Consider the following 23,576-nt stretch of genomic DNA (forward strand, 5'->3'; position numbering starts at 1 on the left):
GAGGGATCATTGATGGGGTTAATCGAAGAACTGTTTATTGTTGTCTTTCGAATTGCGACAATACTGCCGCTGCTGCTTGCCATTACTCTCTTTATGGGTAAACGTTCGATTGGCGCTCTTCCAGTGTTCGACTTCCTGGTCATTATGACACTGGCATCAGTTACAGGGGCTGATATTGCCCAGCCGGATGTCCAGCATATTCACACTGTCGTCGCCATTATCGGTATTGCACTTCTGCAGCGCTTTGCGTCTCATATGATAATAAAAAACCGTAAAGTGGGAAGGTGGATGACTTTTGAACCAACAATTGTCATCCATAACGGCAAGCTGTTACCCGGCAACCTTGAAAAACTCAGATATTCCGTTGACAACATTCTTCAGATGTTACGGGAAAAAAACGTATTTGATATCTCCAGTGTCAAGCTGGCTATTGTAGAAGGGAATGGAGCCCTCACTGTTCAACTGGAAGGACAGAAGGAAAACGTGACGATTGAGGATTTAAACCTCACAAAAAAATCACCGGGCATTGCTTATCCGGTGATTTTGGAAGGAAAAGTGTACGTGAGTGTTCTTGAAGATCTCGGACTTACTCTCTCATGGCTTCATGAGCAGCTGGTAGAAAGGGGGTATCAAAATACATCCCAGGTTTTTTATGCAAGCATAAACGACAACCTGGAACTCCACATCTCGGAAAATGAGTACAGAAGTGAAGGACCTGCCTTTTATCATTAGAGTTTCAGATCAGAAGGTAAACTTCAAGTTTCTTTTTCAAATCAGCCAGTTCTATCGCATTCCTTGTGTACATTTGTTTTGCTGTTACATCTTTTGTGTCATGAGAAAAAGTCTCCAACTCCGCCTGCACTTTTTTCAGTGTTATAAACAAGGCTTCTTTTTCAGTCTGCGGTCTTTGTTTGATCTGATCATCATACAGATCAGTGTAAATTTCCCCGTCCCTGTCTGCCTGTGCCAGAAAAATATTATCAACTGAATAGCCTTTTTTTGAAATTCGTTCTTCCAGCCACCGTCGGCTGAAACCAAGACGGTTCAACGCCTCATCCTGAATTTTACCGTCTCGGATTACAGTCTCTGCTTCTTTCACCGTCCCCAATGCAATGTTCATTTCTTTAGCTGTCAGAGGCTGTCTGTCCTTTTTAAGGAGGGCATCCACTTCTCCTGATCCTTCGAGCATTGCGAATTCCACATCCTGAACATTAAAAATCCCTTTTCTTCTGAGTTCGGTTTCAAGGTCATCACTTGTAAACCGCTGCTTTTTCATTTCTTCTTCCAGAATTTTACCGTTCTTAATAACCGGTGCCGGCTGCGCCTGCACCCACACCCTGAACGTTCTGCTTTTTAATTTTAAAAGCTGCACACTGAATAAGAATAATGTTGCAATGAAGAAACCAAGCAAAGGAAAGGCAATTGGAATGGACAGATTTACAGCTCCAACACCAAGCATGGCGCCGAAAAAAGCCATAATAATGAACTCCATCTGAGTCATGTGGGCAAGGTTTTTTCTGACCAGCAACTTCGCAGAAGCTAATATGAGTACTAAAGCACTGATTGTTCTTACAGTCACTTCCAACCATCCCGGCATAGAAATTCCCCCTTTTTAATTGGATAGGTTTTTCGATTTATTTAACTCAAGTACGTGTATTTGATCTTCCACTTCTCTGGCAATCGTTCTTACCTTCAGAGCGCCTTCCCTGAAAACATCGTGAGCATCTTCATCTGTGGTTTGAATCTGCAATTCATTTAACCCGGCCTCCAGCGACTTTAATGAAGCCAGGCATGCTTTAACCTGATTTACTTGCGGCATTAACATATCCCCCTGTTTTTATAGTCATTCGTTTAACCTTTCGGACGAAAAATAAGTGCAGCCAGAAAACCGAATATTATTGCTGATGATATCCCCGCACTCGTAACTTCGAAAATACCAGTCACAATTCCGATAATGCCGTGCTGATTCGCTTCTGCAACCGCCCCGTGCACAAGAGCATTACCAAAGCTTGTAATCGGTACCGTTGCTCCTGCACCTGCAAAGTCAATGAGAGGCTCATACAAACCAAGACCGTCCATGATTGCCCCTCCCACTACAAGTGAACTCATAGTATGAGCCGGGGTCAGTTTGGCGACATCCATCAGAATCTGGCCGATGACGCAAATAAGTCCGCCTACAATAAACGCCCAGACAAATGTCATCACTGGCTTTTCACCTCCCCTGCTTCAATAGCCACGGCGTGAGCGACACATGGAATGGATTCATGCTGCTGAAACGTTAGTGGAGATAACAAAGCCCCGGTGGCTACGACGAGCATGCGCTTTAATTCTCCGCGTTTCATCCGGTTGAGGAGGTGACCGTAAGTTACCGCTGCTGAACAACCCGCACCGCTTGCACCGGCGAAAACAGGCTGATCCTCTTTATAAATAAGCAATCCGCAGTCTTGAAAAAGTTCATTAGAAACAGGTGTGCCCTGCTGCTCGAATAAATCAAGAGCAATCGAACGGCCGATTTTCCCGAGATCGCCAGTTACGATCAGATCATAATAGTCTGCTGTAATACCAAGGTCACTGAGGTGTGCATTAATTGTATCCACTGCAGCTGGTGCCATTGCCGCTCCCATATTATAAGGATCACTCATACCCATATCGATAACTTTGCCGATTGTTGCAGCAGTAACAACAGGACCATCACCTGATTTCGTCAGGCATGCCATACCTGCTCCTGTGACTGTCCATTGTGAAGTAGGCGGTTTTTGCGCTCCGTACTCAGTTGGGTAGCGGAACGTCTTCTCAACGACTGCATTGTGACTCGATGAACCTGTAACGACCAGGTCTGCCCCCTCATTATTCATTACAAAGGCTGCCAGAGCCAGCCCTTCCATCGAAGTAGAGCATGCTCCGAATAAGCCTATGTATGGGATACATAATGTCCTGCATGCAAATGAAGTTGTCGTGATCTGGTTTGATAAATCTCCGGCAAAAATAAACTGAACATCAGCAGGCTTTTTATTAATTTTACTCAGAGCTTTTAATGCAGCATCTTCAAAGAGTTTCTTTTGTGCTTTTTCATAGGAGTCCTGACCGCACCATAGATCTTCATGAATGGTATCATAGTCATCAGAAAGCCTGCCGTTTCCTTCAAATGGACCTACTACGACTCCTGTTGATGCGATGACCGGACGATTTGCAAACGTCCATGTTCGTTGACCCGCCAGCATAGTTTAACCTCCCTCTATTCCTGTTAAAGTAAGAATTAAAGCTATAACAAAAGCAGCAAAGGTTCCAAAAACGATCACCGAACCTGCAAGTTTAAACATATTACCGCCTACACCCAGAACGTAGCCTTCTGTTTTATGCTCAATGGCAGCGGAGGCAATACTGTTGGCAAAGCCGGTAACAGGAACAGCTGTACCGGCACCTGAAAATTGTGCAAAACGGTCATAAACACCAAAGCCGGTTAACAGGACAGCTATAAATATGAGTGTAGCTACTGTGGGGTTGCCTGCGGTTTTCTCATTAAAATCGAATTGATACATATAAAAAAGCTGAATCGCCTGCCCGATGCAGCAAATAAATCCCCCTACAAAAAAAGCTTTAATAATGTTTTTAATTACCGGGCGTTTTATTTCATGCTTCTGTGCCGTCTGCTGATACTTTTTTTGCTCGGGTGTCAATTTTTGAATTTTTGTTTTCTTACCCACACGGATGCCTCCCTTCTATCCTTTCATGTCGTCCTCAATTTTTTTCAGGTTTTGTTTTAAATCACCCTTTTTCACTCCATCTTTGGATAGCTTTTTCTCAAGCTTCTCTAAATCTGAAGAAAGTTTTCTGTCTGTGGTTATATGGATGTTGTCATCCGGATACTTGTTTTTGATTTTTTGATGGGCATCCTTTCGTATCCTGTCTAAAAACAACCGGTCGAATCCCTCAACTGTGAGGGCAAGATAAATGTCATCGTCTACCGCTGCGCCACGTACTTCCTTTACTTCTTTCATTTTCACAAGCTCCCGCTTAGCCGAATCCGCTTTTTCCTGATTCACTTTACTTTTAGCTTCAATGTACATAACCTCAGCTTCTTTTTCCTGTCCTTTTGACTGATCCTGCCCCCCACAGCCCGAGGTGAATGTCAGCAAGATAAGAACCAGACTCAGCAGAATAACTTTCTTTTTACTCACGATCGTCGACCCCTTTCATCGTACTTTTAGTATGAAGAAACAAAGAGATAATATGTATATGGAAAATGGGCAGCGACATCACTTTGAAAGGATTAATCATTTTTGCCCTGGTAACTATAGCTTTCTCAACAAAGGGAAAATCATAATTGGAAAAGGTTAGAGTATTTAATCAATCAATTGCTTACTATAAGAAGGATATACATTGTAATCATGATAAGAATCCTTGAGGCAGGTGATGATCTTGAATACCACTTTTCCTTCACTGACCATTGAGCTGCTGATTGGTTTTTTTGCCCTTCTTATATTGACGAAAGTACTGGGGAAAACGCAAATTACCCAGCTTACCCCCTTTGATTTCATTTCAGCTCTGGTTCTTGGTGAACTTGTAGGAAACGCCATCTACGATAAAGAAATCGGCCTGAAATACGTCCTATATGCCATCGGATTGTGGGGAACATTTATTTATTTCATTGAATACATTACTCAAAAATGGAAGGGGACCCGTTCCATACTTGAAGGCAAGCCCTCGATTGTTATACGTGAAGGAGTCATAGACAGAAACCAGCTTAAAAAGAACAAGCTTGACCTCGATCAGCTGCAGCACCTTCTCAGGGATAAAGATGTATTTTCATTTAAAGAAGTAGAATACGCCATTTTAGAACCGAACGGAACAGTAAATGTATTAAAGAAAACACCTTTTCAGTCTGTATTAATGAAAGATTTAAACCCAGGTACCAAAGGAAAGGTCTCACTCCCGATTTCAATCATAAGTGACGGCGAATGGGTAGAGAAAAATATTCATCAGACCCGGCTGAATGTAAACTTACTGTCTGATATTTTCTCCAGGGAGGGTCTTAATTTAGGGGATATTATGTACGCCGAGTTTAGCGAAGGCGAACCTTTGTATGTCCAGATTTCCCACTATCCCTTTGTTAAAAATATTGACGTGTAGAAATAGATAAAAAAAGAGAATGTCTCAAGAAGGTTGACCTTCCTGAAACATTCTCTTTATAACCATTGGACTACCTTGCTGAATAGCCTGATTCGTAATATTCAAGTTCTTCTCTTATTTCCTGAATCGGGCCTTCAATTTTGATCAGGAGTATTCGCACCTGCTCCGGGGGGACACTTCTGAACCTGATCGAACTTTTACCGCTGTAGGCAGCGCGGCTGTCTTCGTACCACCCGTCAAGACGGGGCTGAAAAAATGCTTCTACACATTTATGGAAAATCCAGTACATTGTCTTTTTTGCAGCAGCTTCTCTGAAAATACCGGACTTAAGAATGGTTCTGCTCGCATCCGATCCTTCATCAAAATATACAAAAAGGTGTCTGATATCATCCAACAGTGGTTCAACAGAGGCTTTTTCCACTCCGTCTGAACACAGAGATTCAAGTGTCACACTGTTTAGAAACTGCCGGATTTCAAACAAAGCCCAGGACAGTCTTTCTTCAGTGAACGATAGCTGGTTTCTCACCTGGTTATCAGCCATAACTTCCTCCTCGACATTCAATACTACATCTTATGTAGCCTGTACAAAATGATGCCAGAGTTACCGTTCAATTTGCTCCTGAAATTTTTCAAAGAAAAGGTCCGCCTCGCCCTCAGGATCCTCTTCTTCTACTTCCGTAGGCATTGGTGGAAGTTCATCGAGGGAGCGGAGTCCAAACTGATCAAGGAACTCTTTTGTTGTGCCGTAAAGAATAGCCCTGCCTGTCCCTTCAGCCCTACCCACTTCTTTTATTAACGCTTTGCCCTGAATGGTACGGATTGGACGTTCGGATTTCACTCCTCTAATATCTTCAATTTCAACACGTGATATCGGTTGTTTGTATGCGATGATTGCAAGGGTTTCAAGGGCAGCCTGGGAAAGGGTAGCCGTGGCTGGTGAATGGACCAGTTTTTTAAAATATGATGCATGTTCAGCTTTTGTAGTAAGGAGGTAACTTCCTCCAAGTTCCACAACCTGTATCCCCCGCTCCTTAGCCTGAAACTCCTCTATCATTTCATCTAAACATGTTTTTAAAACGTCTGAGTCTGTCTGAAGAACTTCATTGAGCTGTTTAAGGTCAATTCCCTCTTCCCCCGAAACAAACAAAAGACCTTCAATAATTGCTTTAATTTCACTATTCGTCAATCGTTAACACCTCTCGTTGATATACAACAATGTCATTAAAATTGCCTTCCTGTGTACAGCCAATCATCTTTGACTTCATCAGTTCGAGAACCGCAAGAAATGTAACAACCTTCTGGCTGCGGGAATCAGTATCGAACAAAGATGAAAAGCTCGTTTTTCCACGCATTGATTCCAGTCGGGTAATGATTTCAGTCATTCTCTTTTCAATTGGAATTTCATCACGGTGAACTTTAGAGTAGACCGGTTTTGAGTCTTTCTTCCTTTTTACAAGTTTTTGGAAAGCACTTAGCATATCATACAGTGACACATCTACATTTGCCGGTTCTTTTTCTTCTTCTTCAAGAAGCGGGCTCAAATCTGCAGCAGGCTTCGAAAAAAGCTGACTCCGCTCAATCTCTTTTTCCTTAAGCTCCCCTGCGGCTTCCTTATACCGCTTGTATTCAATCAGCCTCTTCATTAAATCATCCCTGGGATCGTCATCACCTTCCATATAGTACTCCTCTTCATATATCTCGTCTTCCTCTTTAGGAGGCAGAAGCAGTTTACTTTTCATTTCCAGAAGGGAAGAAGCCATTACCAGATATTCACTTGCAATATCAAGTTGGAGAACTTGCATTGTATGTATAAAGTTCATATACTGGTCTGTAATTTTCGCAACAGGAATATCGTACAGGTCAAGGTCGTTTTTCTGGATCAAATGAAGAAGCAGATCCAACGGTCCTTCAAAGGTATTCAACTTCACACTATATTGCATTTTTTATTCACCATTTCATTTATATTCTTGTAGCATTATACCATACCATGCTTTGTTCCGCCCTGAAAAATCAGGGCTGAGGCCGTTCTTTTACTGTGAAGAATGCCCATCGATTATGATAAAGTATAAGTAATTACCACACTGGAGGTCCCCTGATGAAAAATTATCCTGAAGCCTACATTGAATACCTCGTCTACTTTCAAGGCGAACGTGATTTATTTGAATGTCATGAAGTAATGGAGGAGTACTGGAAAAAGGACCGGCAGCCTCAATGGCTCGCTCTTATACAGCTTGCAGTAGCCATGTATCATCACCGTCAGGAGAACTACCCAGGTGCTAAAAAGCTGTTAAAGAAAGTGATTGCTATGATCGAAACAGATCCTTTCCGCTATACCAAACTTGGCATTGATACTCCTTCCCTTCTTGGTCAGTTAAAACGAAGAGAAGTAAAGATCGACAATAAAGAGCCCTACGAAACCTTTAACCTTACACTAAATGATCAAAAACTTGAGAAAGACTGTATCAGCCTGTGTGCAGCACGCGGTGTTAAGTGGGGAAGCACGGAAGATTTGACTGACAAAAACCTGATCTACAGACATAAAAGAAGAGACAGAACAGATGTTATTAAAGCCCGTAAAACAAGCCTGCTGGAAAAGAAAAAAGAACGTGGTTAAACGACATAGAGGCTGGGACAAGAGGGTATTAGTAATATGCGGTGCAAATACATCGCTCCTGAAAAATACTTCGTTTTCGGAGGAAGGCTGGTGAGCCTCCTCATGCTTCGCGTGGCCACTGAAAAAGTACAATTTTTTAAATAGACTCAGAAAAGTCAGGTGTTGATTTCCCCCATACTCTAAAGTGAAAAGGAACCACACTCTTACCGGTGTATGGTTCCTTTTATGGGTATGTTGTTTATTCTTTCTGGCTCTGGCAGGATTCCAGGAAGGAACTGGTTGATTTTGTTGAACAAAGCTTATGCCCCGTATATTTTTCCAGCTCCCGAACCATTTTTGTCCCTATTCCTTCTTCCCGGTAGGACGGATTTACGCACAGATGATGAAGGTACGCTGTGTTTTCCTCGATTTCGATACCGATAACACCTATGATGGCTTCTTCTTCCTTCCAAAAATACAGCTGCCAATTCTGTTCAGTCTCGTACTGTTTCATTGTATGCTGAAGTTTTTTGACTTTTTTTTCATTCGGGGTATAAGACAATAACCCCATAGCGATTTTTTCATAATCACGATGATAAGGAATAATCATACTTATCCTTCTTTCTAGCCCTCGATCGTTTTTGTGAGATTTGCCATCTCGATCGCTGCCACTGCTACTTCCCAACCTTTATTACCTGCTTTTGTTCCTGCTCTTTCAATCGCCTGTTCAATCGTTTCTGTCGTAAGTACTCCAAAAATCACAGGGATGCCGCTTGACATTGCAGCACTTGATACCCCTTTGGCCGCTTCTGAGCACACATAATCAAAGTGCGGGGTTGACCCTCTTATAACCGTTCCCAGCGTAATAACAGCATCATATTTTTTCGAGTCTGCCATTTTTTTTGCAATAAGCGGAATTTCAAAAGCACCGGGAACCCATGCAATATCTACATCAGCTTCGTCAATTCCGTGTCTTCGTAATGCGTCCTCGGCTCCGCTTAGGAGCTTTCCGGTAATAAATTCGTTGAATCTCCCTACTATAATCCCTACTTTAAGTCCTGTTGCTGTGAGTTGTCCTTCATATACGTTTCCCATTTTAACGCCTCCTGATTAATTGTCTGATCTACAATAAAAAGATTCATTAACTTCTGTCAGATGCTGTTTTTTATTTCTTTTCTTATAGCGGATGCGGAGCTTCCCGGAACACGTTGTCCCCGGGTGTACCGCATCCGCCGAAACCTTTAATTCAGTCTTTTGTTAAGTACAGTGCCGTATTTCCAGCGCGTTGATCGTTTAGAAATGAAGCATATGTCCAAGTTTATCTTTTTTTGCTTTCAAATAGCGTTCATTCGCTTTCGTATGCGGCAGCTGAAGGGCAACACGATCAACCACTTCCAGGTCATATCCTTTCAGACCGGTAATTTTTCTTGGGTTATTCGTCAAAAGCTTCATCTTACTTACCCCGAGATCACGCAGAATCTGAGCTCCGATTCCATAGTCGCGCAGGTCAGGTGCAAAACCCAGCTTGGCATTCGCTTCTACAGTATCAAACCCTTCTTCCTGCAGCTTATAGGCTCTCATTTTATTCAACAGTCCGATTCCACGGCCTTCCTGCCTCATATAAAGGAGTACACCTTCCCCGGCTTTTTCAATCTGCTCAAGGGCTGCATGAAGCTGCGGACCGCAATCACAACGCTCTGATGCAAACACATCTCCAGTAAGGCACTCTGAATGAACCCTCACAAGGGTTGGTATTTCCGGGTTAATATCCCCTTTAATTAAAGCGATGTGTTCTTTTCCATCAACAACATTTGAATAACCTACAGCTTTAAATTCACCGAATTCTGTAGGCATGGTGATTTCAACTTCTTTTTTCACAAGTTTGTCTTTCCGGTTACGATACTGAATCAGGTCTTTAATTGTTATCATTTTCAGGTCGTGTTCATCTGCAATTTTCCGAAGATCAGGGACCCTTGCCATACTTCCATCTTCTTTTATAATTTCACAGATAACCCCCGCAGGTTCAGAGCCGCACAGTCTTGCCAAATCTACAGCAGCTTCTGTATGACCTGCACGTCTTAAAACGCCTCCGTCTTTTGCGATAAGGGGGAAGATATGTCCGGGCTTTTTAAAATCTGTACCCTTCGTATCCGGCTTGATTAGCGCCTGAACCGTAGCAGCCCTCTCATGTGCAGAGATTCCTGTTGTCGTAGACTGGTGATCAATACTTACCGTGAATGCTGTTCCGTGAGGATCCGTATTGTGGTCAACCATAGGCACGAGTTCAAGCTCTTCAGCTCTTTTTTGGGTTATCGGTGTACATACAAGGCCGCGGCCGTGGGTGATCATAAAGTTAATGACTTCCGGTGTTGTTTTATCAGCCAGGGCAACGAAATCTCCTTCGTTTTCACGGTCTTCATCGTCACACACAATCACCATTTTACCTTGCATTAAATCATAAATTGCTTCTTCAATCCGATCAAATTCGATCATGGTTTACGACCTCTCTTTCATCATTGGTCCTTAATGTTAGTTAGAATCCATGTTCTTTCAAAAAGGATTCGGACATCTTATCAGGCTTATCATTCTTCATTTGTCTGGAAATGAGCTGTTCCATATATTTTGCGAGCATATCCGTTTCAATATTAACAATGTCCCCAGGCCCCTTTGAACCGATTATGGTTTCTTCAATTGTATGAGGAATAATTGAGATCAGGAAAGTGGAATCGGCTACCCCGAAAATGGTAAGACTTGTACCATCTACGGCCACAGAGCCTTTATGCATCATATATTTTAAAAGCTCATCACTTACTTCTATTTCATAATAAACGGCGTTCGATTCTTTTCGTTTCGAACAAATGGTACCGGTACCGTCCACATGCCCGGTTACAAAATGACCGCCGAACCGGCCGTTTGCAGCCATGGCACGCTCCAGATTTACAGTGGAGCCATTTTTCAGTATTCTTAAACTCGTTGCTCTCACTGTTTCCGGCATAAGATCAACCGAAAATGAGTTCTCATCGAATGAAGTAACGGTCAGACACACACCGTTAACGGCGATACTGTCTCCAAGCTTTACATCAGTCAGAATATAAGGAGCTTTGATCCTCATTACAATCGCTTCTCCGGCTTGGCGAATGGATTGTACTGTTCCTTTTTCTTCAATAATACCCGTAAACATTATCTCTCCTCCTTCACTGCTGTTACTTTGAGGTCTTTACCGACCATTTCAGCTGATTTAATCTTCAAACGGCTCCCGTCACTGAGCCGTTCAATTCCTGTTCCTGAAAAAGAGGAAAGTGCGTTTTGGCCTCCGATTATCAAAGGAGCAAGATAAACGACAACCTGGTCAAACAGACCTGATCTCAGGAAACTGTCATTCACATGTCCTCCTCCTTCAACGAGAAGAGACATAATACCAAGCTCCCCAAGAAGATTAAGGACATCTTCAATCTCAATCGAAGCAGCATTAATGGGTAATACGCGAACCCCGGCAGATTCAAGCTCCTCTTTTTTTTGTGCGTTATGGTTTCCGCTTGTCACTACCCATGTTGGTGAACTCCTGTCTGTAACCAACGATGCAGTAACAGGAATGTTAAGAGAGTGATCGAGAACAATCCTGACAGGATGCTTCCCGCCGCCGGGAAGCCTTGTTGTCAGAAGGGGATCGTCTGCAATAACCGTCTTCACCCCAACGAGGATTCCATCGTTTTCATGTCTGAGCTGATGGACATTAAGCCTGGCTTCAGGTCCTGTAATCCATTTGCTCTCACCCGTGGAAGTGGCAATCTTACCGTCAATGCTCGTTGCTGATTTAAGCGTTACAAAAGGACGCCGGTGTTTAATAAAATGAAAAAAAGTCCGGTTTAAAGCCTGTGCTTCCTTTTCCATAACGCCTTCAGTAATTAAAATACCCGCTTCCTTAAGCTTCTCAATCCCCCTGCCGGCAACTTTTGGGTTGGGGTCTCTTGTTGCTATTACAACCCGCTCCACTTTAGCATCAATCAAAGCATCCGCACACGGTGGTGTACGGCCATAGTGGGAGCACGGTTCAAGTGTGACATAACATGTTGATCCTTCTGCTTTGCGGCCCGCCATGGCCAGAGCGTGCCGTTCAGCATGAGGTTCACCTGCTTTTAGATGAGCCCCCATTCCAACTACCTGATTATTTTTAACAAGGACTGCCCCGACAACGGGGTTTGGTGCAGTTTGTCCTTCTGTGGTACGAGCCATATTAAGGGCAAGATTCATAAATCGTTCATCGAGCATAGTGCTTCACTCCCGGAAATATAAAAAAACCTGAAGGTTCTTCCTTCAGGTGTCAGTAAAAAGTAAACAATAGGAAATAAACCAGGTGTCCACTCCTGGAGGCATTTTTGCAGAAAAGTCTGCAGCTGTGTCAAAAAGACACACTGGTGCCCGGGATAGTTATACCGGTTTTTTCTATCGTTTCCTTCTCCCATCCAGACTATACTGTCGGCTTCGGTTTCTCACCGAATCCACCGTTTCCTCTGTTTACACTGTGGAAACGGGTCACGGGCTTAGGGCTGCTATGGCCACATCACCGCCGGTTGGGATTTTCACCCGACCCCGAAGGAAATAAGCTGTTCAGTTTTGTATAGTATATCACAAAACTTTCTTCCGTGGTCGAATTTTGCTTCGTTGATCGTAAGCGTTTACAAAACCGGACAAAAAAAGCGATCCTGCAAACTTGAGGACCGCTTTTTTTATCAGTGTTCTATTCTTCGTCGAAAACCCGGACTTCCTGCATAACATCGCCGGCTTTAATGTCAAGAACTGCCTCGATGCCTTCAGTTACCTGACCAAAAACAGTGTGCACACCATCAAGGTGCGGCTGAGGTTCGTGAACGATAAAGAACTGGCTGCTCCCTGTATCTTTCCCGGCATGAGCCATTGAAAGGGTGCCCTGTACGTGTTTATGAGGATTTCCTTCGGTTTCACATTTAATTGTCTCTTTACTTCCGCCAGTCCCGTTTCCAATCGGACAGCCGCCTTGAGCAACAAATCCAGGGATTACACGGTGAAAAGTAAGGCCATCGTAAAACCCTTCATTTGCAAGTTTTTCAAAGTTAGCTACTGTGCCTGGCGCTGCCTCAGGATAAAATTCAAGAGCAAGTTTGTTTCCATTGTCTAATACGATCGTTCCTTTTTTCATTATAAAACGTCCTCTCTGAAGGTAATGTATGTACCGATCATTTTCATTTTACTATAAATCTCTGTAAAAAGAAAAGAAGCTGTCCGTAACGGGAGGATCTCCACATACGGACAGCCAGCCTGGTTTCTTGGTTCCACTTTCACGATGCTGCCCAGGACTCCTAATCAGCTGTACACCTTTGTTTTTGCTTCTGTTTTTTTCCACGGTCTGTCCAGACGCGTCATGTTAGCATAGGTTTCCCGTTCGATCACACACTGATCGCTTTTGTTATTAAGAAATACCACAGCCGGCCTCTGAATACGGTTATAGTTATTTGCCATGGAATAACCATACGCCCCTGTAGATGGGACAGCAAGAATATCTCCTTGTTCAAGGACAGGTGTGTCTACATCCCAGATAAGCATATCCCCGGACTCGCAGCACTTACCGGCAATCGAAACTGTCTCCGTCTTTTCCTTCTGTGCCTTATTCGCTACAATCGCGTCGTACTTTGCCTGATAAAGAGCCGGGCGCAGGTTGTCGGTCATCCCTCCGTCCACGGATACGTAATCTCTCACACCTGGAATTGATTTGCGGGACCCAACAGTATAAAGGGTTGTGCCGGCCTCCCCTACGAGTGCACGGCCAGGTTCAATCCATATTTCAGGTATAGGAAAATCTTTCGCTTCTGCATGCTCTTTTACAGACCTGACCATAGCCTCAACATAATGACCGAGGGGCAGAGGTGTATCATCCTCGTTATAACGAATTCCAAAACCTCCACCTAAATTCACAACTTCAGGTGTAAAGCCTGTATTTTCTCTCCACTCCTGCAAGTGGTTGAATATTTCATCGACTGCTGAAACAAAGCCACTAGTCTCAAAGATCTGAGACCCGATGTGACAGTGAACCCCAAGGAGTTCAAGACGGTCCTCATCCAGGACCTGGGCGATGGCTTTTTCTGCCTGCCCGCTTGTAATATCAAAGCCGAATTTTGAATCTTCCTGACCTGTACTGATATACTCGTGGGTATGAGCTTCGACTCCTGGCGTTATACGAAGCAGTACTTTCATGGAAGTTTCAAGGGTCTGTGTTATACCCGTAAGCCACGTCAGTTCATGAAAGTTATCGACAACAAAGCAGCCTATTCCCGCTTTGACAGCCATTTCTATTTCATCTGGTGATTTGTTGTTTCCATGAAAATGAATGCGTTCAGGAGGAAAGCCAGCTTCCAGAGCAGTGTAAAGCTCCCCCCCGGACACAACATCAAGACTTAACCCGAGCTCATCCATCAGCTGCACAATAGCCACACAACTGAATGCTTTACTTGCATAAGCAACCTGGTACTGAATCCCTTCCTTTTCAAAAGCCTCTTTAAAGGCATTTGCACGGATGCAGATATCTTCCACATCATAGACATATAATGGCGTACCGTACTTTTCCGCCAGATATGTGGTGTCAACACCATTGATTGTCAGATTCCCTTTACTGTTTACATCATGGTTTCTTGTAGTCATCCTCAGTCTCCCCTCAATAACCGTACTGGACTTTTAAATTAAAGCTATTACTAAAAAAAAACCAGGAAGGGTGTTATAACCCTTCATCCATCGAAATTCAGCTTCGTTGTGAACACAGTAGAGATATTCAGTCGAAAAAGACCTCAAGCAAGATTTCATACTCCATTTGGGGCTGTTTTCAAAAGAATTGTCCTGAATAATAAAAAAGGCAATTAATGCATGGCTGCACTAATTACCTTGGGATGGTTAAAATAAACCCTCTTATCATCCGGATAGTGCTCCACTACAGTTGCAGTGACAGTGTATTGCCTGTTCGGCAATACCCCAGAAAGATAAACACTGGAGTTATTATCCTTCTTCGGCAAATTGACCTTTCCACCGCCGTCTTAGTGCCCCAGCACTCTGACAGTGTACTCTTTCGCTTTGCTCCTCTACCTCATGACTTACATGAGAATATGAAATTATAGAAACATTTATACCATTTGGGCATTCATTAGTCAAGACTTTAACACACTTTGCTCAGTACGGCAACTTATTTCCACAAAAAATTCCGGAGCGCGGATCCGCCCCGGAGTTCTCTGCTATGTCTTGCTTTTGGCCTGTTTGACCGGATCTTTCGGATGAACAATACTTGGACGTTTCATTTTCATCGGTACGGCCTGACGCATCATGACATCTGCAAGGGCTTTTGGGTAAAACGGAAGGAATGGCCACATATATGGAACATTCAAAGACTTTATTGATGCAAGAGCAAGGAACAACGCCGTCGTCCCGATCACAAAGCCCTGCACTTTAAACAGTACAACAGCAACAAGGAGACCAAGCCTCATAATACGAAGAGCAATACTCAGTTCATAGCTTGGTGTTGCAAACATCCCGATGGCTCCGACTGCAACATAAAGGATAACTTCAGGCACAAAGAGCCCTACTTCTATAGCAATTTCCCCGATGAGCAGAGCAGCCACAAGCCCCAAAGCAGTAGCCAGAGGGGACGGCGTATGTATGGCCGCCATCCTGAGGAGTTCTATCCCAAGTTCTGCAAGGATGATTTGGAGGAAGATTGGAACATTGGTTGTTTCATCGGGACCGATGTACTCATACCCCGGGGGCAGAAGACTCGGTTCTACTACCATCAGAAGCCATAACGGCAGAATAAATAACGAGAACGCTATTCCAGCAAACCGGACCCACCTCAAGAATGTTCCGACAAATGCTGCCTGCCGGTATTCCTCTGCATGCTGGACGTGATGAAAAAACGTCGTAGGAAGAATCATGGCACTCGGAGAGGCATCTACGATAATGACAAGATGTCCCTCCAGAATGTGAGTAGCTGCAACGTCAGGTCTTTCGGTGTAACGAACGAGAGGAAAGGGGTTATTGCCCTGTTTGACGATAAATTCCTCTACGAGCTTATCTGACATTGTCAGTCCATCAATATCGATTCCTTCAAGCTCTTTTTTTACGACACCCACCAGATCTTTATCAACAACCCCTTCCAGATAACAGAGGCTGATGTCGGTCTTTGAACGTCTTCCCACTTGAAGAATTTCGTTTCTTAAGCGTTCGTCTCTGATTCTTCTTCTTGTAAGTGCGGTGTTTTGAATGATATTTTCTGTGTATCCGTCACGGCTTCCCCTTACGACTTTTTCAAGGTCCGGTTCTTCCGGCCCTCTGCCAGGATAACTTCGAACGTCCACAATAATAGCTTGTGCTTCACCATCAATAAAAATGGATATAAGTCCCGATAGCATTTGGCGAATGGCATCATCAAGAGTATCTGCATATTCAACCTGCATATGGGCAAGATGATTTTCAATTTGATCCCGGACGTTTCTTTTTTTACGGTCGGCAACATCAATAAACATTAATTCTCTTAGGAGTTCAATGATATATTGGGTGTCACAGAGACCGTTGACAAAATAAAACTGGACTTCTTTGTCTAAAATATGTAGTTTACGTACTCCTACATCAAAGCTTTTACCGATCCCGACACGTTCTTTCATTCTTCTTTCATTATCCAGGATGTTTCGTGACAAAGGATGATTTTGTTTTGTTTCATCTTGATGAGAATCTGTCATTCGCTCTGGCTCCTTTCCAGGATGGTTTGTATAGCCTGTGTCGTAATCGGTGCCCCTTTTTCTGCAGAATCACGGCCCCCCATTTTTCCAAGATCTCCAATACCAATAACAATAGGAATGTCAATCTGGTCCAATATATAAACAGTATCTCCCCGTATACGCCTTATTTCTGTATCAATTATGCCGTCTTTATCAACACCGTATTCCGTAAGATCTCCATTTCTGTCAAGTGAAAAATGCACCTTTGCCCACTCATGGGAATAGGATTGCGAGGCAACTGCAAGGGCACCAAGAATAGTAATGTCAGGATGGTTGCAAATCGTTATCATGGCCTTCTCACCCGGACCTTCTTCCGGATAGCCGCAATCATCAAATAACACCACCACAGGATCGTCCGGGCATTCCATAACGAGTTCCACCAGCTCCTCCCCGCTCAGTGGACTTGGGTTTCCGCCGGATTTGGATATACAGCAACAATTTAATTTCCTTGAAGCCGCTTCAACGGCCATCCTTGCTGACGTATCACCGTCAGTGATTAATATAACCCGCTTTTTCTTTTCCATCCTGACAGTCACCCCTTCGGCTTGAAGATGATACTCGCAAGAAAACCAAACAATATGGCTGTAGATACACCTGCAGACGTTACTTCAAAAATACCCATCCCTATTCCTAAAAATCCGTATCTTTCTGCTTCTGTCATTGCCCCGTGAACAAGGAAATGTCCAAAGCTTGAAATTGGGAGAATAGCACCCATGCCAGCTAAGTCAATCAGCTTATCATATAAATGAAACCCGTCCATTAGCGCCCCGCCCACAACGAATCCGCCCATAATGTGAGCCGGGGACCATTTGCCAATATCCATAAATAGCTGACCAGTAAGACAAAAGAATCCTCCGACTAAAAATGCGAAGACGTACTCCATAAGTATTATTCCTCCAAACCGGCTGTCAGTTCAAACTCCACTGCATGAGCAATACAGGGGATCGTTTCTTTCTGTCTTATCGTTAAAGGGTTAAACAACGCTCCTGTTGCTATACAGAGCACTTTTTTCCAATGTTCCTTACGCATCCTCCTGAACACGTATCCGTAAAGAACAAGAGCGCTGCAACCGGCGCCGCTTCCTCCCGCATATCCTTCAGGATGATACCCGTATACCGTATTCCCGCCATCCAGATACCGGTCTGTTATGTACAGTCCATCCTCTTCGCACAACTCAAGGAACTGCCGGGAGCCGAACATACTAAGATCTCCCGTAATGATAAGATCGTAGTCTTCTTCAGTCTTTCCTGTATCGTTTAAATGTTTTTTTAATGTGTCGAAAGCAGCAGGTGCCATTGCCTGACCCATGTCAAGAGGATCTCTCAATCCCCAGTCCACTACTTTGCCAATGGTTACAGAACGGACAGCAATCGGACTCTTCTTCCCCGATATAACAGCAGCACCTGCTCCGGTCACCGTTCTCATAGCGGTTTTCGGCCGTTGCTTCACATGTTCCAAAGGCAGTCTGAACTGCCTCTCCACTGCACCATAATGGCTGGAAACTGCAGTAAGACTTCTTTGGACCATTCCAGAATGTACACACATAGATGCAATCGCGATCCCTTCCATTGACGTTGCACAGGCACTGAACATGCCTAAATACGGCCACGGATATTCACGTGCTGTGTAATGGCTTGTTACGTTTTGGTTGAGCAGGTCCCCGGCAATAAACAGCCCCACTTCTTCTTTCTGTATACTTTCTTTACTCAGACAGAGTGATACTGCTTCTTTCATCAACGCTCTTTCAGCTTTTTCCCAGGTACTTTCGCCGCAGTACAAATCTTCAAAGGACTTATCAAGAAAACGGCCGACAGGACCTGATTTTTCCATAGGCCCCGATACACTTGCGCAGGATTCAATATATACGGGGCTGTCAAATACCCAGGTCTGTTTAATGTCTTTCACTTTGATTCCCCCGTTAACGAATTAGCGTTTCAATCAGAACTCTTATGAAGGAAACAAGATACGCAGAAACAACACCAAATACAAGCACGACTCCTGCAATGCGGAACATATTGCCTGTAACACCGAATACGATTCCTTCTGCTCTCGATTCCATTCCACTGCTTGTAACTGAATTTGCAAAACCTGTTACCGGAACAATAAGGCCTGCTCCCCATTTTTCACTCAGCTTGTCAAAAATACCAATCCCCGTAAGTAAACAGGAAAGAAAAATAAATGTAGCCAGGACTGGGTTAACCGCTTCTCTTTCTGTCAGACCGAACCACACGATATACCGGTTAAACAGCCATTGACCAAAAGCAGCAAGGATTCCTCCGACAGCAAATGCAATCAGGCAGTTTTTTATCCATGTTGTCTTTGAGATGAGCTTCTTTCTCCGTTCTTCGAAACGGTCTTTTCTTATTTGTTCAGCCGATTTCATGAACCATCACCTCATAGGATAAAAGTATAACCAGTGAAACAGAGAGCCCGTTATTTTGCCAAGGACAATAGCAAAAAGCAACCATGATATCCTCTCTGCCACCCCCACTCTTTTTGCCAGAATCGGGAATACATTCAGAACCTCTGTAAGCGCTGCTGCAAGAAGTCCTACAAACATCCCCGCTGCGAGGCCTACCGGAGATGCCACAGCCGGAAGCAGACTCAGTCCGGGGTCACCGAGACTCATCCATGCACCGCTGAGCGCTCCTATGATGACAGCACTTTCGTACTTGGTAACAAGCCTGCTTGTATTTGTCAGCTGGGCAAGTCGCGGAATGATACCGAGAACTGTCAGGAAAGCCACAAGACCACTCCCGACAGCAATCCCCCCTGCAAGACCGACAAGAATTGTAACAATCGGGTCAATCACTTTTTATTCTCCTGTTTCCTCTTGTCTTCACGGCGGTGATTCAGAGCTACATAGCGGTCAATGTTGTCCTCATAATTAAACATTTCCATCTCCAGCGGGCTTGGCTCATCGTTGATGCGCTTACGGAACAAATGGTTAAAAAACAGGATCATTCCCAGCCCCAGTCCAAAGGAATACGGAATCTGAAGCCACAATGGATGATCCACTTCTGTACCTGTAATCACTCTGTAAAGTTTTTTATGAACACCTGACATACTTACATCTTCATGAAAATTCATAATTGCCAGTGCTGATCCTACAAACAGCAGAAACCAGACCAGACTGAACATAAGAGGCTTCATCGGTTGTTTTTTTACATCATGCCAGACGATGGTCTGGACTGGCCCCACTACTTGAACATCAGCGTTTGGGCACGCACTCAGTATCAGTTCTACAATTTTCATGGAATCAATGACGATAGGACTCTCCTGATCTTTTTCCACAGCCTTATTTACAGGGATAATCTCAAGATTCCTGAGCATCTGTTCATCTGCAATGAGCTGGGCTATATCTTTTAACATAAGAGTCTCGGGCTTTGGGGCTCTTACACGTGCTTTTAACCGTATATAGACTCTCTCGTCCATTTACCCCACCCTCTCTTTCACTTTGTTTATCTTAGTATGAGATAAAAGAATCCGGATCATGCATTTCATGCCTGACACGTCTCACACTTTATAGAAAGGCGGGATTCAACCGGGGGTGGGAAACGATGAGATCCAAAACCCGCTTGTATGACTTTCCCCAGGTGCTGCCCCGCATATTTACATTTACACCATTCACTTCTACAATTAATTCACTAAATTTTGCACTTACAGCGACCTTTTCTACAATTAACCACTAATATTCTACGTTTAGATTACGCCACACGCCTCGTCCATAATCCATCATCCTTTTCAAGAATAAAAAGCCAGGATATGCGAGAACGCACCACAAAAAACCAACTGAGTTTAATCACCCAGTTGGTCTTTTAATTGCTTTAATATTTTCTTTTCAAGCCTTGATACCTGAACCTGTGAGATACCCAGGCGCTCAGCAACTTCAGACTGCGTCTGGTCCTTATAATATCTCAGATAAACAATGAGCCTTTCCCGTTCTTCCAGCTTTTCGATTACGTCCTTTAATGCAATTTTATCAAACCACTTTCCTTCGTTCTGGTCTGATATTTGATCAAGGAGCGTAATAGGATCGCCGTCATTTTCATAGACAGTCTCGTGAATCGATGTCAGATTCCTGCTTGCTTCCTGTGCAAACACAACATCCTCAGGAGACATATCAAGACTCTTTGCAATTTCGTTGACGGTAGGAACCCGTCCTAGTGTTTTTGTAAGCTCTTCTTTCATTTTCCGGATTTTATTAGCGCTTTCCTTAATTGAACGACTTACTTTAACAGTTCCGTCATCCCTTAGGAAACGCTGAATTTCACCAATAATCATTGGTACTGCATAAGTCGAAAACTTCACATCGTAACTCAGATCAAATTTGTCTACGGATTTGATCAGACCGATACAGCCTATCTGAAACAAGTCATCCGGTTCATATCCGCGGTTTAAAAACCGCTGCACTACCGACCAGACGAGGCGGGTATTGGAACTCACGATGCGATCTCTTGATTGTTGGTTTCCCTCTTGTGCTTCAGCGATAAGGCGCTTCAGCTCCTCGTCCTTCAGATACACCTCTTTCTTTTGTTTAACATTTACTTCCATAGCATACCCCTAATTACACATGGCCTTTTGTTTAGAAAGGCGCTTTGTGAGACGTACCGTAGTACCGACCATCGGCTCTGAACGGATTTCTACATCGTCCATAAAATTCTCCATAATCGTAAAGCCCATGCCGCTTCGTTCAAGTTCAGGCTTTGATGTGTAAAGAGGCTGTCTTGCTTCCTCAACATTACTCATTCCCACACCTTCGTCCTGAATCATAATGCGGACAGTGTCATCAGTGAGCTCTGCTTCAATTTTTACCATTCCATTATCTTCATTGGGATAACCGTGAATAATCGCATTCGTTACCGCCTCACTGACGACGGTTTTAATTTCAGTAAGCTCATCCATAGTCGGATCGAGCTTCGCAATAAAGGCTCCGACTGCCACCCTCGCAAAGGATTCATTTTCACTGATTGCACTAAATGCCAACTTCATGATGTTTTTCATGACGCCACCCCCAGCATGGATAATGCACGATCCTCGTCAGTTTCCAACCGTATGATTTTAAACAGTCCGGACATGTCAAACAATCGTTTAATCTGCGGAGAGATAGAACATACAACCATTTCTCCTCCCAATGTCTGAATGAACTTATACCTGCCCAGAATGACGCCCAGCCCGGAACTGTCCATGAAAGTTAACTGTTCTAAATTTAACAGCATGTGTGTCAGGTGATGTTCTTTCATAGCCTGGTCAACCCGTTCCTTTAGCTTTTTTGCTGTATGATGATCAAGCTCACCTTCCAGTCTTACACAAAGGACATTTTCCTTTTTTTCTAAATCAATCAGTAAGCTCACTGCCCCTCCACTCCTTGCCTTAAGGTTTATGAATTCCGCATTAAGGCTTGCATCTCTCGGAATACACGTAAAGGGAATTTCGATTTTATATTCCTGTAATCCTTCACAGAAACAAAACTAGTGCAACTTCGTCAAAGTATTTAAATTAACGACCAATCATGACTCTCTTTTTCCACCCATAATAGATGCTGTCCGTTTTATAAACTGCCATAAAGAAGCTTCATCTACATCTTCTGAAAGTACAAGAGAGACTTCCGAAAGTACTTTTTCGTCCAGTTTTACCTTCAGCGTTCCTACGGTTTGTCCTTCTTTTAATGGCGCTTTCACATCTTCATTCCAGACGACCTCTTCAGTTGCACCTTCAAGGGACTCTCCTTTTTTTGTAAGCATGGATACATTCTCAGCGGTTACAGCATCTACTTTATTTTTTGCGCCTTTATATACTTTTACCTGGGCAATGACCGTTCCCCGGTCATACTGCTTATGCACCTGGTACTGACTGTATGCATAATCAAGCATCTCTGTAATCTGACGGTTCCTGTCTTTAGGTGTCGAAGCCCCCATCACAACAGCAATTACCCGCATATCCTTTTTATTCGCGGTGGCGGTAAGACAGTATTTTGCCTCTCTTGTAAATCCTGTTTTAAGGCCGTCAACACCAGGATAAAATTTTACAAGCTTATTTGTATTTACGAGCCAGAATTTTTTATCGCTGTCTGCTCGGAGGTAATCTTCATAAAGGCTTGTATAATCGGTAATTGATTCGTATTTCAGAAGTTCCCGGGACATCATAGCCATGTCATGTGCCGTAGTGTAGTGGTCTGCTACCGGTAACCCGTTTGAATTCACAAAGTTTGTATCCTTTAATCCCAGTTCTTTTGCTTTGTCATTCATCATGTTTACAAACTCGTCCTCAGAACCTGCAAGGTGTTCAGCCATGGCTACAGAAGCATCATTCCCTGAAGCGATGGCAATGCCTTTCAGCATTTCATCAACGGTCATTTCTTCACCCGGCTCCAGAAAAATCTGGGATCCGCCCATTGATGCAGCACGTTCACTTGTGCGGACTTTTTCATCTAACGTTATCTTCCCATTATCGATTGCTTCCATAATAAGAAGCATCGTCATAATCTTCGTCATGGAAGCAGGGGGGAGTTTTTCATTACTGTTTTTTTCAAACATTATTTTTCCTGTATCTCGCTCAATTAAGATTGCCGAGCTGGCATCATCAGCAAGTTTTACGCCACCTTCACGGGCAGAGGCAGGAGTCATTATGCTTGTCATTAATGCCATCAGAATAATTAATGCAAGTAAAATCCTTAAACTTTGTTTCATCATGATATCCCTCCAAAGTGTTCTGTACGAATGAAGGCGCTCCCATACAGAAAAGAGAGACACCACATTTTCTTTACCATTCTGCCCCAGTTACCCTGCTTTATACTTTAAACGCAGAAGAAGCCTTCGTACTTTACGATTCTAAAAAGGTGCAGGTAATGGCGTATTAAAAGAACATGTGGTCTTTTTTTGCCAGGTTATCTTTATCCTCTCATTTCTCAACGAAGCTAAGATAATCGATAAAAGGTTGAGAATGCCCTTCACCAGCCAAAGAAAAGAAAAAGTCTGCCATAAACGCCGGCAGACTTTGATGTTCTTATTTTTTAGCTTTTTTTCGCGCAGATTGTTGCTATTTTTACTGCCTTTAGAGTACAA

General features: G+C 43.5%; 30 protein-coding genes and 2 riboswitches. Of the genes, 3 read left to right on the plus strand and 27 right to left on the minus strand.

The window, feature by feature from the left end; translation table 11 throughout:
• The first annotated feature begins 12 nt into the window (after positions 1 to 12).
• On the plus strand, positions 13 to 732 hold the full coding sequence (locus JSY36_RS02995; protein ID WP_205165158.1) for a DUF421 domain-containing protein: 720 nt from the start codon (positions 13 to 15) through the stop codon (positions 730 to 732).
• A gap of 4 nt (positions 733 to 736) precedes the next feature.
• Here the strand turns inward: JSY36_RS02995 and JSY36_RS03000 are convergent, their stop codons facing one another.
• The 6 genes from JSY36_RS03000 to JSY36_RS03025 are packed head-to-tail and all read right to left on the minus strand — an operon-like array spanning position 737 to position 4,178.
• The gene (locus tag JSY36_RS03000) at positions 737 to 1,597 is read right to left on the minus strand and encodes a DUF421 domain-containing protein (RefSeq protein WP_205165159.1); all 861 of its coding nucleotides are present in this window, start codon (positions 1,595 to 1,597) and stop codon (positions 737 to 739) included.
• A gap of 15 nt (positions 1,598 to 1,612) precedes the next feature.
• A complete protein-coding gene (locus tag JSY36_RS03005; RefSeq protein ID WP_183163692.1) occupies positions 1,613 to 1,819 on the minus strand; it encodes a DUF1657 domain-containing protein in 207 nt (68 codons plus the stop codon).
• A 32-nt stretch (positions 1,820 to 1,851) separates the two neighbouring features.
• The gene (gene spoVAE / locus JSY36_RS03010) at positions 1,852 to 2,202 is read right to left on the minus strand and encodes a stage V sporulation protein AE (RefSeq protein ID WP_122898504.1); all 351 of its coding nucleotides are present in this window, start codon (positions 2,200 to 2,202) and stop codon (positions 1,852 to 1,854) included.
• On the minus strand, positions 2,202 to 3,221 hold the full coding sequence (spoVAD, locus tag JSY36_RS03015; RefSeq protein WP_205165160.1) for a stage V sporulation protein AD: 1,020 nt from the start codon (positions 3,219 to 3,221) through the stop codon (positions 2,202 to 2,204). Before spoVAD (JSY36_RS03015) ends, spoVAE (JSY36_RS03010) begins: the two co-directional genes overlap by 1 nt.
• Before the next feature lie 3 nt (positions 3,222 to 3,224).
• Positions 3,225 to 3,704 carry a stage V sporulation protein AC gene (gene spoVAC / locus JSY36_RS03020; protein WP_122896605.1) on the minus strand — a complete coding sequence of 160 codons (480 nt, stop codon included), beginning with the start codon at positions 3,702 to 3,704 and terminating at the stop codon, positions 3,225 to 3,227.
• 15 nt (positions 3,705 to 3,719) lie between these two features.
• Positions 3,720 to 4,178, minus strand: coding sequence for a YhcN/YlaJ family sporulation lipoprotein (locus JSY36_RS03025; RefSeq protein WP_205165161.1), 459 nt, complete (start codon positions 4,176 to 4,178; stop codon positions 3,720 to 3,722).
• A 241-nt stretch (positions 4,179 to 4,419) separates the two neighbouring features.
• Here JSY36_RS03025 and JSY36_RS03030 point away from each other — a divergent pair, with 241 nt between their 5' ends.
• Positions 4,420 to 5,130, plus strand: a complete 711-nt coding sequence (locus tag JSY36_RS03030) for a DUF421 domain-containing protein (RefSeq protein ID WP_122898502.1) — start codon at positions 4,420 to 4,422, stop codon at positions 5,128 to 5,130.
• A gap of 70 nt (positions 5,131 to 5,200) precedes the next feature.
• Here the strand turns inward: JSY36_RS03030 and JSY36_RS03035 are convergent, their stop codons facing one another.
• Genes JSY36_RS03035 through JSY36_RS03045 form a run of 3 tightly spaced genes read right to left on the minus strand, consistent with a single transcriptional unit; the run spans position 5,201 to position 7,070 of the window.
• The gene (locus JSY36_RS03035; protein WP_122896603.1) at positions 5,201 to 5,671 is read right to left on the minus strand and encodes a DUF3907 family protein; all 471 of its coding nucleotides are present in this window, start codon (positions 5,669 to 5,671) and stop codon (positions 5,201 to 5,203) included.
• A 60-nt stretch (positions 5,672 to 5,731) separates the two neighbouring features.
• Entirely contained in the window at positions 5,732 to 6,316 is a 585-nt protein-coding gene (gene scpB / locus JSY36_RS03040; RefSeq protein WP_122896602.1) for an SMC-Scp complex subunit ScpB, read from the minus strand.
• A complete protein-coding gene (locus tag JSY36_RS03045) occupies positions 6,306 to 7,070 on the minus strand; it encodes a segregation/condensation protein A (protein WP_205165162.1) in 765 nt (254 codons plus the stop codon). Before JSY36_RS03045 ends, scpB begins: the two co-directional genes overlap by 11 nt.
• A gap of 155 nt (positions 7,071 to 7,225) precedes the next feature.
• Here JSY36_RS03045 and JSY36_RS03050 point away from each other — a divergent pair, with 155 nt between their 5' ends.
• Positions 7,226 to 7,744 (plus strand): DUF309 domain-containing protein, encoded by a 519-nt coding sequence (locus JSY36_RS03050; protein WP_122896600.1) that lies wholly within the window; start codon positions 7,226 to 7,228, stop codon positions 7,742 to 7,744.
• A gap of 238 nt (positions 7,745 to 7,982) precedes the next feature.
• Here JSY36_RS03050 and JSY36_RS03055 read toward each other — a convergent pair whose 3' ends face one another.
• The 18 genes from JSY36_RS03055 to JSY36_RS03140 all read right to left on the minus strand — a co-directional run bounded on the left by JSY36_RS03055 (position 7,983) and on the right by JSY36_RS03140 (position 23,201).
• Complete coding sequence (locus JSY36_RS03055; protein WP_205165163.1) at positions 7,983 to 8,333, minus strand: GNAT family N-acetyltransferase; 351 nt, start codon at positions 8,331 to 8,333, stop codon at positions 7,983 to 7,985.
• Between the two features lie 14 nt (positions 8,334 to 8,347).
• Positions 8,348 to 8,818 carry a 6,7-dimethyl-8-ribityllumazine synthase gene (gene ribH / locus JSY36_RS03060; RefSeq protein WP_122896598.1) on the minus strand — a complete coding sequence of 157 codons (471 nt, stop codon included), beginning with the start codon at positions 8,816 to 8,818 and terminating at the stop codon, positions 8,348 to 8,350.
• 198 nt (positions 8,819 to 9,016) lie between these two features.
• On the minus strand, positions 9,017 to 10,216 hold the full coding sequence (locus JSY36_RS03065; RefSeq protein WP_122896597.1) for a bifunctional 3,4-dihydroxy-2-butanone-4-phosphate synthase/GTP cyclohydrolase II: 1,200 nt from the start codon (positions 10,214 to 10,216) through the stop codon (positions 9,017 to 9,019).
• Positions 10,217 to 10,256: 40 nt separating this feature from the next.
• Entirely contained in the window at positions 10,257 to 10,904 is a 648-nt protein-coding gene (gene ribE, locus JSY36_RS03070) for a riboflavin synthase (RefSeq protein WP_122896596.1), read from the minus strand.
• Complete coding sequence (gene ribD, locus JSY36_RS03075) at positions 10,904 to 11,992, minus strand: bifunctional diaminohydroxyphosphoribosylaminopyrimidine deaminase/5-amino-6-(5-phosphoribosylamino)uracil reductase RibD (protein WP_205165164.1); 1,089 nt, start codon at positions 11,990 to 11,992, stop codon at positions 10,904 to 10,906. Before ribD ends, ribE begins: the two co-directional genes overlap by 1 nt.
• 178 nt (positions 11,993 to 12,170) lie before the next feature.
• Positions 12,171 to 12,325: riboswitch (FMN riboswitch) on the minus strand.
• A 136-nt stretch (positions 12,326 to 12,461) separates the two neighbouring features.
• Positions 12,462 to 12,899 carry a peptidylprolyl isomerase gene (locus tag JSY36_RS03080; protein ID WP_122896594.1) on the minus strand — a complete coding sequence of 146 codons (438 nt, stop codon included), beginning with the start codon at positions 12,897 to 12,899 and terminating at the stop codon, positions 12,462 to 12,464.
• 164 nt (positions 12,900 to 13,063) lie between these two features.
• Positions 13,064 to 14,395 carry a diaminopimelate decarboxylase gene (gene lysA, locus JSY36_RS03085; protein ID WP_122896593.1) on the minus strand — a complete coding sequence of 444 codons (1,332 nt, stop codon included), beginning with the start codon at positions 14,393 to 14,395 and terminating at the stop codon, positions 13,064 to 13,066.
• Between the two features lie 265 nt (positions 14,396 to 14,660).
• Positions 14,661 to 14,837: riboswitch (Lysine riboswitch) on the minus strand.
• Between the two features lie 139 nt (positions 14,838 to 14,976).
• A complete protein-coding gene (locus tag JSY36_RS03090) occupies positions 14,977 to 16,473 on the minus strand; it encodes a spore germination protein (protein WP_122896592.1) in 1,497 nt (498 codons plus the stop codon).
• Entirely contained in the window at positions 16,470 to 17,036 is a 567-nt protein-coding gene (gene spoVAEA, locus JSY36_RS03095) for a stage V sporulation protein SpoVABEA (RefSeq protein ID WP_122896591.1), read from the minus strand. Before spoVAEA ends, JSY36_RS03090 begins: the two co-directional genes overlap by 4 nt.
• A gap of 8 nt (positions 17,037 to 17,044) precedes the next feature.
• Positions 17,045 to 17,395, minus strand: a complete 351-nt coding sequence (gene spoVAE / locus JSY36_RS03100) for a stage V sporulation protein AE (protein ID WP_122896590.1) — start codon at positions 17,393 to 17,395, stop codon at positions 17,045 to 17,047.
• A gap of 5 nt (positions 17,396 to 17,400) precedes the next feature.
• Positions 17,401 to 18,417 carry a stage V sporulation protein AD gene (spoVAD, locus tag JSY36_RS03105; protein WP_122896589.1) on the minus strand — a complete coding sequence of 339 codons (1,017 nt, stop codon included), beginning with the start codon at positions 18,415 to 18,417 and terminating at the stop codon, positions 17,401 to 17,403.
• Positions 18,418 to 18,430: 13 nt separating this feature from the next.
• The gene (gene spoVAC, locus JSY36_RS03110; protein WP_122896588.1) at positions 18,431 to 18,895 is read right to left on the minus strand and encodes a stage V sporulation protein AC; all 465 of its coding nucleotides are present in this window, start codon (positions 18,893 to 18,895) and stop codon (positions 18,431 to 18,433) included.
• Between the two features lie 6 nt (positions 18,896 to 18,901).
• Positions 18,902 to 19,324 (minus strand): stage V sporulation protein AB, encoded by a 423-nt coding sequence (locus JSY36_RS03115; protein WP_122896587.1) that lies wholly within the window; start codon positions 19,322 to 19,324, stop codon positions 18,902 to 18,904.
• Positions 19,321 to 19,947, minus strand: a complete 627-nt coding sequence (locus JSY36_RS03120; protein WP_122896586.1) for a stage V sporulation protein AA — start codon at positions 19,945 to 19,947, stop codon at positions 19,321 to 19,323. The genes JSY36_RS03115 and JSY36_RS03120 overlap by 4 nt, the downstream gene beginning before the upstream one ends.
• A gap of 363 nt (positions 19,948 to 20,310) precedes the next feature.
• Positions 20,311 to 21,066: an RNA polymerase sporulation sigma factor SigF gene (gene sigF, locus JSY36_RS03125; RefSeq protein WP_122896585.1), complete on the minus strand. Its 756-nt coding sequence runs from the start codon at positions 21,064 to 21,066 to the stop codon at positions 20,311 to 20,313.
• A 9-nt stretch (positions 21,067 to 21,075) separates the two neighbouring features.
• Positions 21,076 to 21,516, minus strand: a complete 441-nt coding sequence (gene spoIIAB, locus JSY36_RS03130) for an anti-sigma F factor (protein ID WP_122896584.1) — start codon at positions 21,514 to 21,516, stop codon at positions 21,076 to 21,078.
• Positions 21,513 to 21,866, minus strand: coding sequence for an anti-sigma F factor antagonist (gene spoIIAA, locus JSY36_RS03135; protein ID WP_122896583.1), 354 nt, complete (start codon positions 21,864 to 21,866; stop codon positions 21,513 to 21,515). Before spoIIAA ends, spoIIAB begins: the two co-directional genes overlap by 4 nt.
• Before the next feature lie 156 nt (positions 21,867 to 22,022).
• A complete protein-coding gene (locus JSY36_RS03140) occupies positions 22,023 to 23,201 on the minus strand; it encodes a D-alanyl-D-alanine carboxypeptidase family protein (RefSeq protein WP_205165212.1) in 1,179 nt (392 codons plus the stop codon).
• Between the last annotated feature and the right edge of the window lie 375 nt (positions 23,202 to 23,576).

Origin of the sequence: Alteribacter salitolerans, from assembly GCF_016901055.1 — a bacterium.
In the GTDB taxonomy this organism is placed as follows: domain Bacteria; phylum Bacillota; class Bacilli; order Bacillales; family Salisediminibacteriaceae; genus Alteribacter; species Alteribacter keqinensis.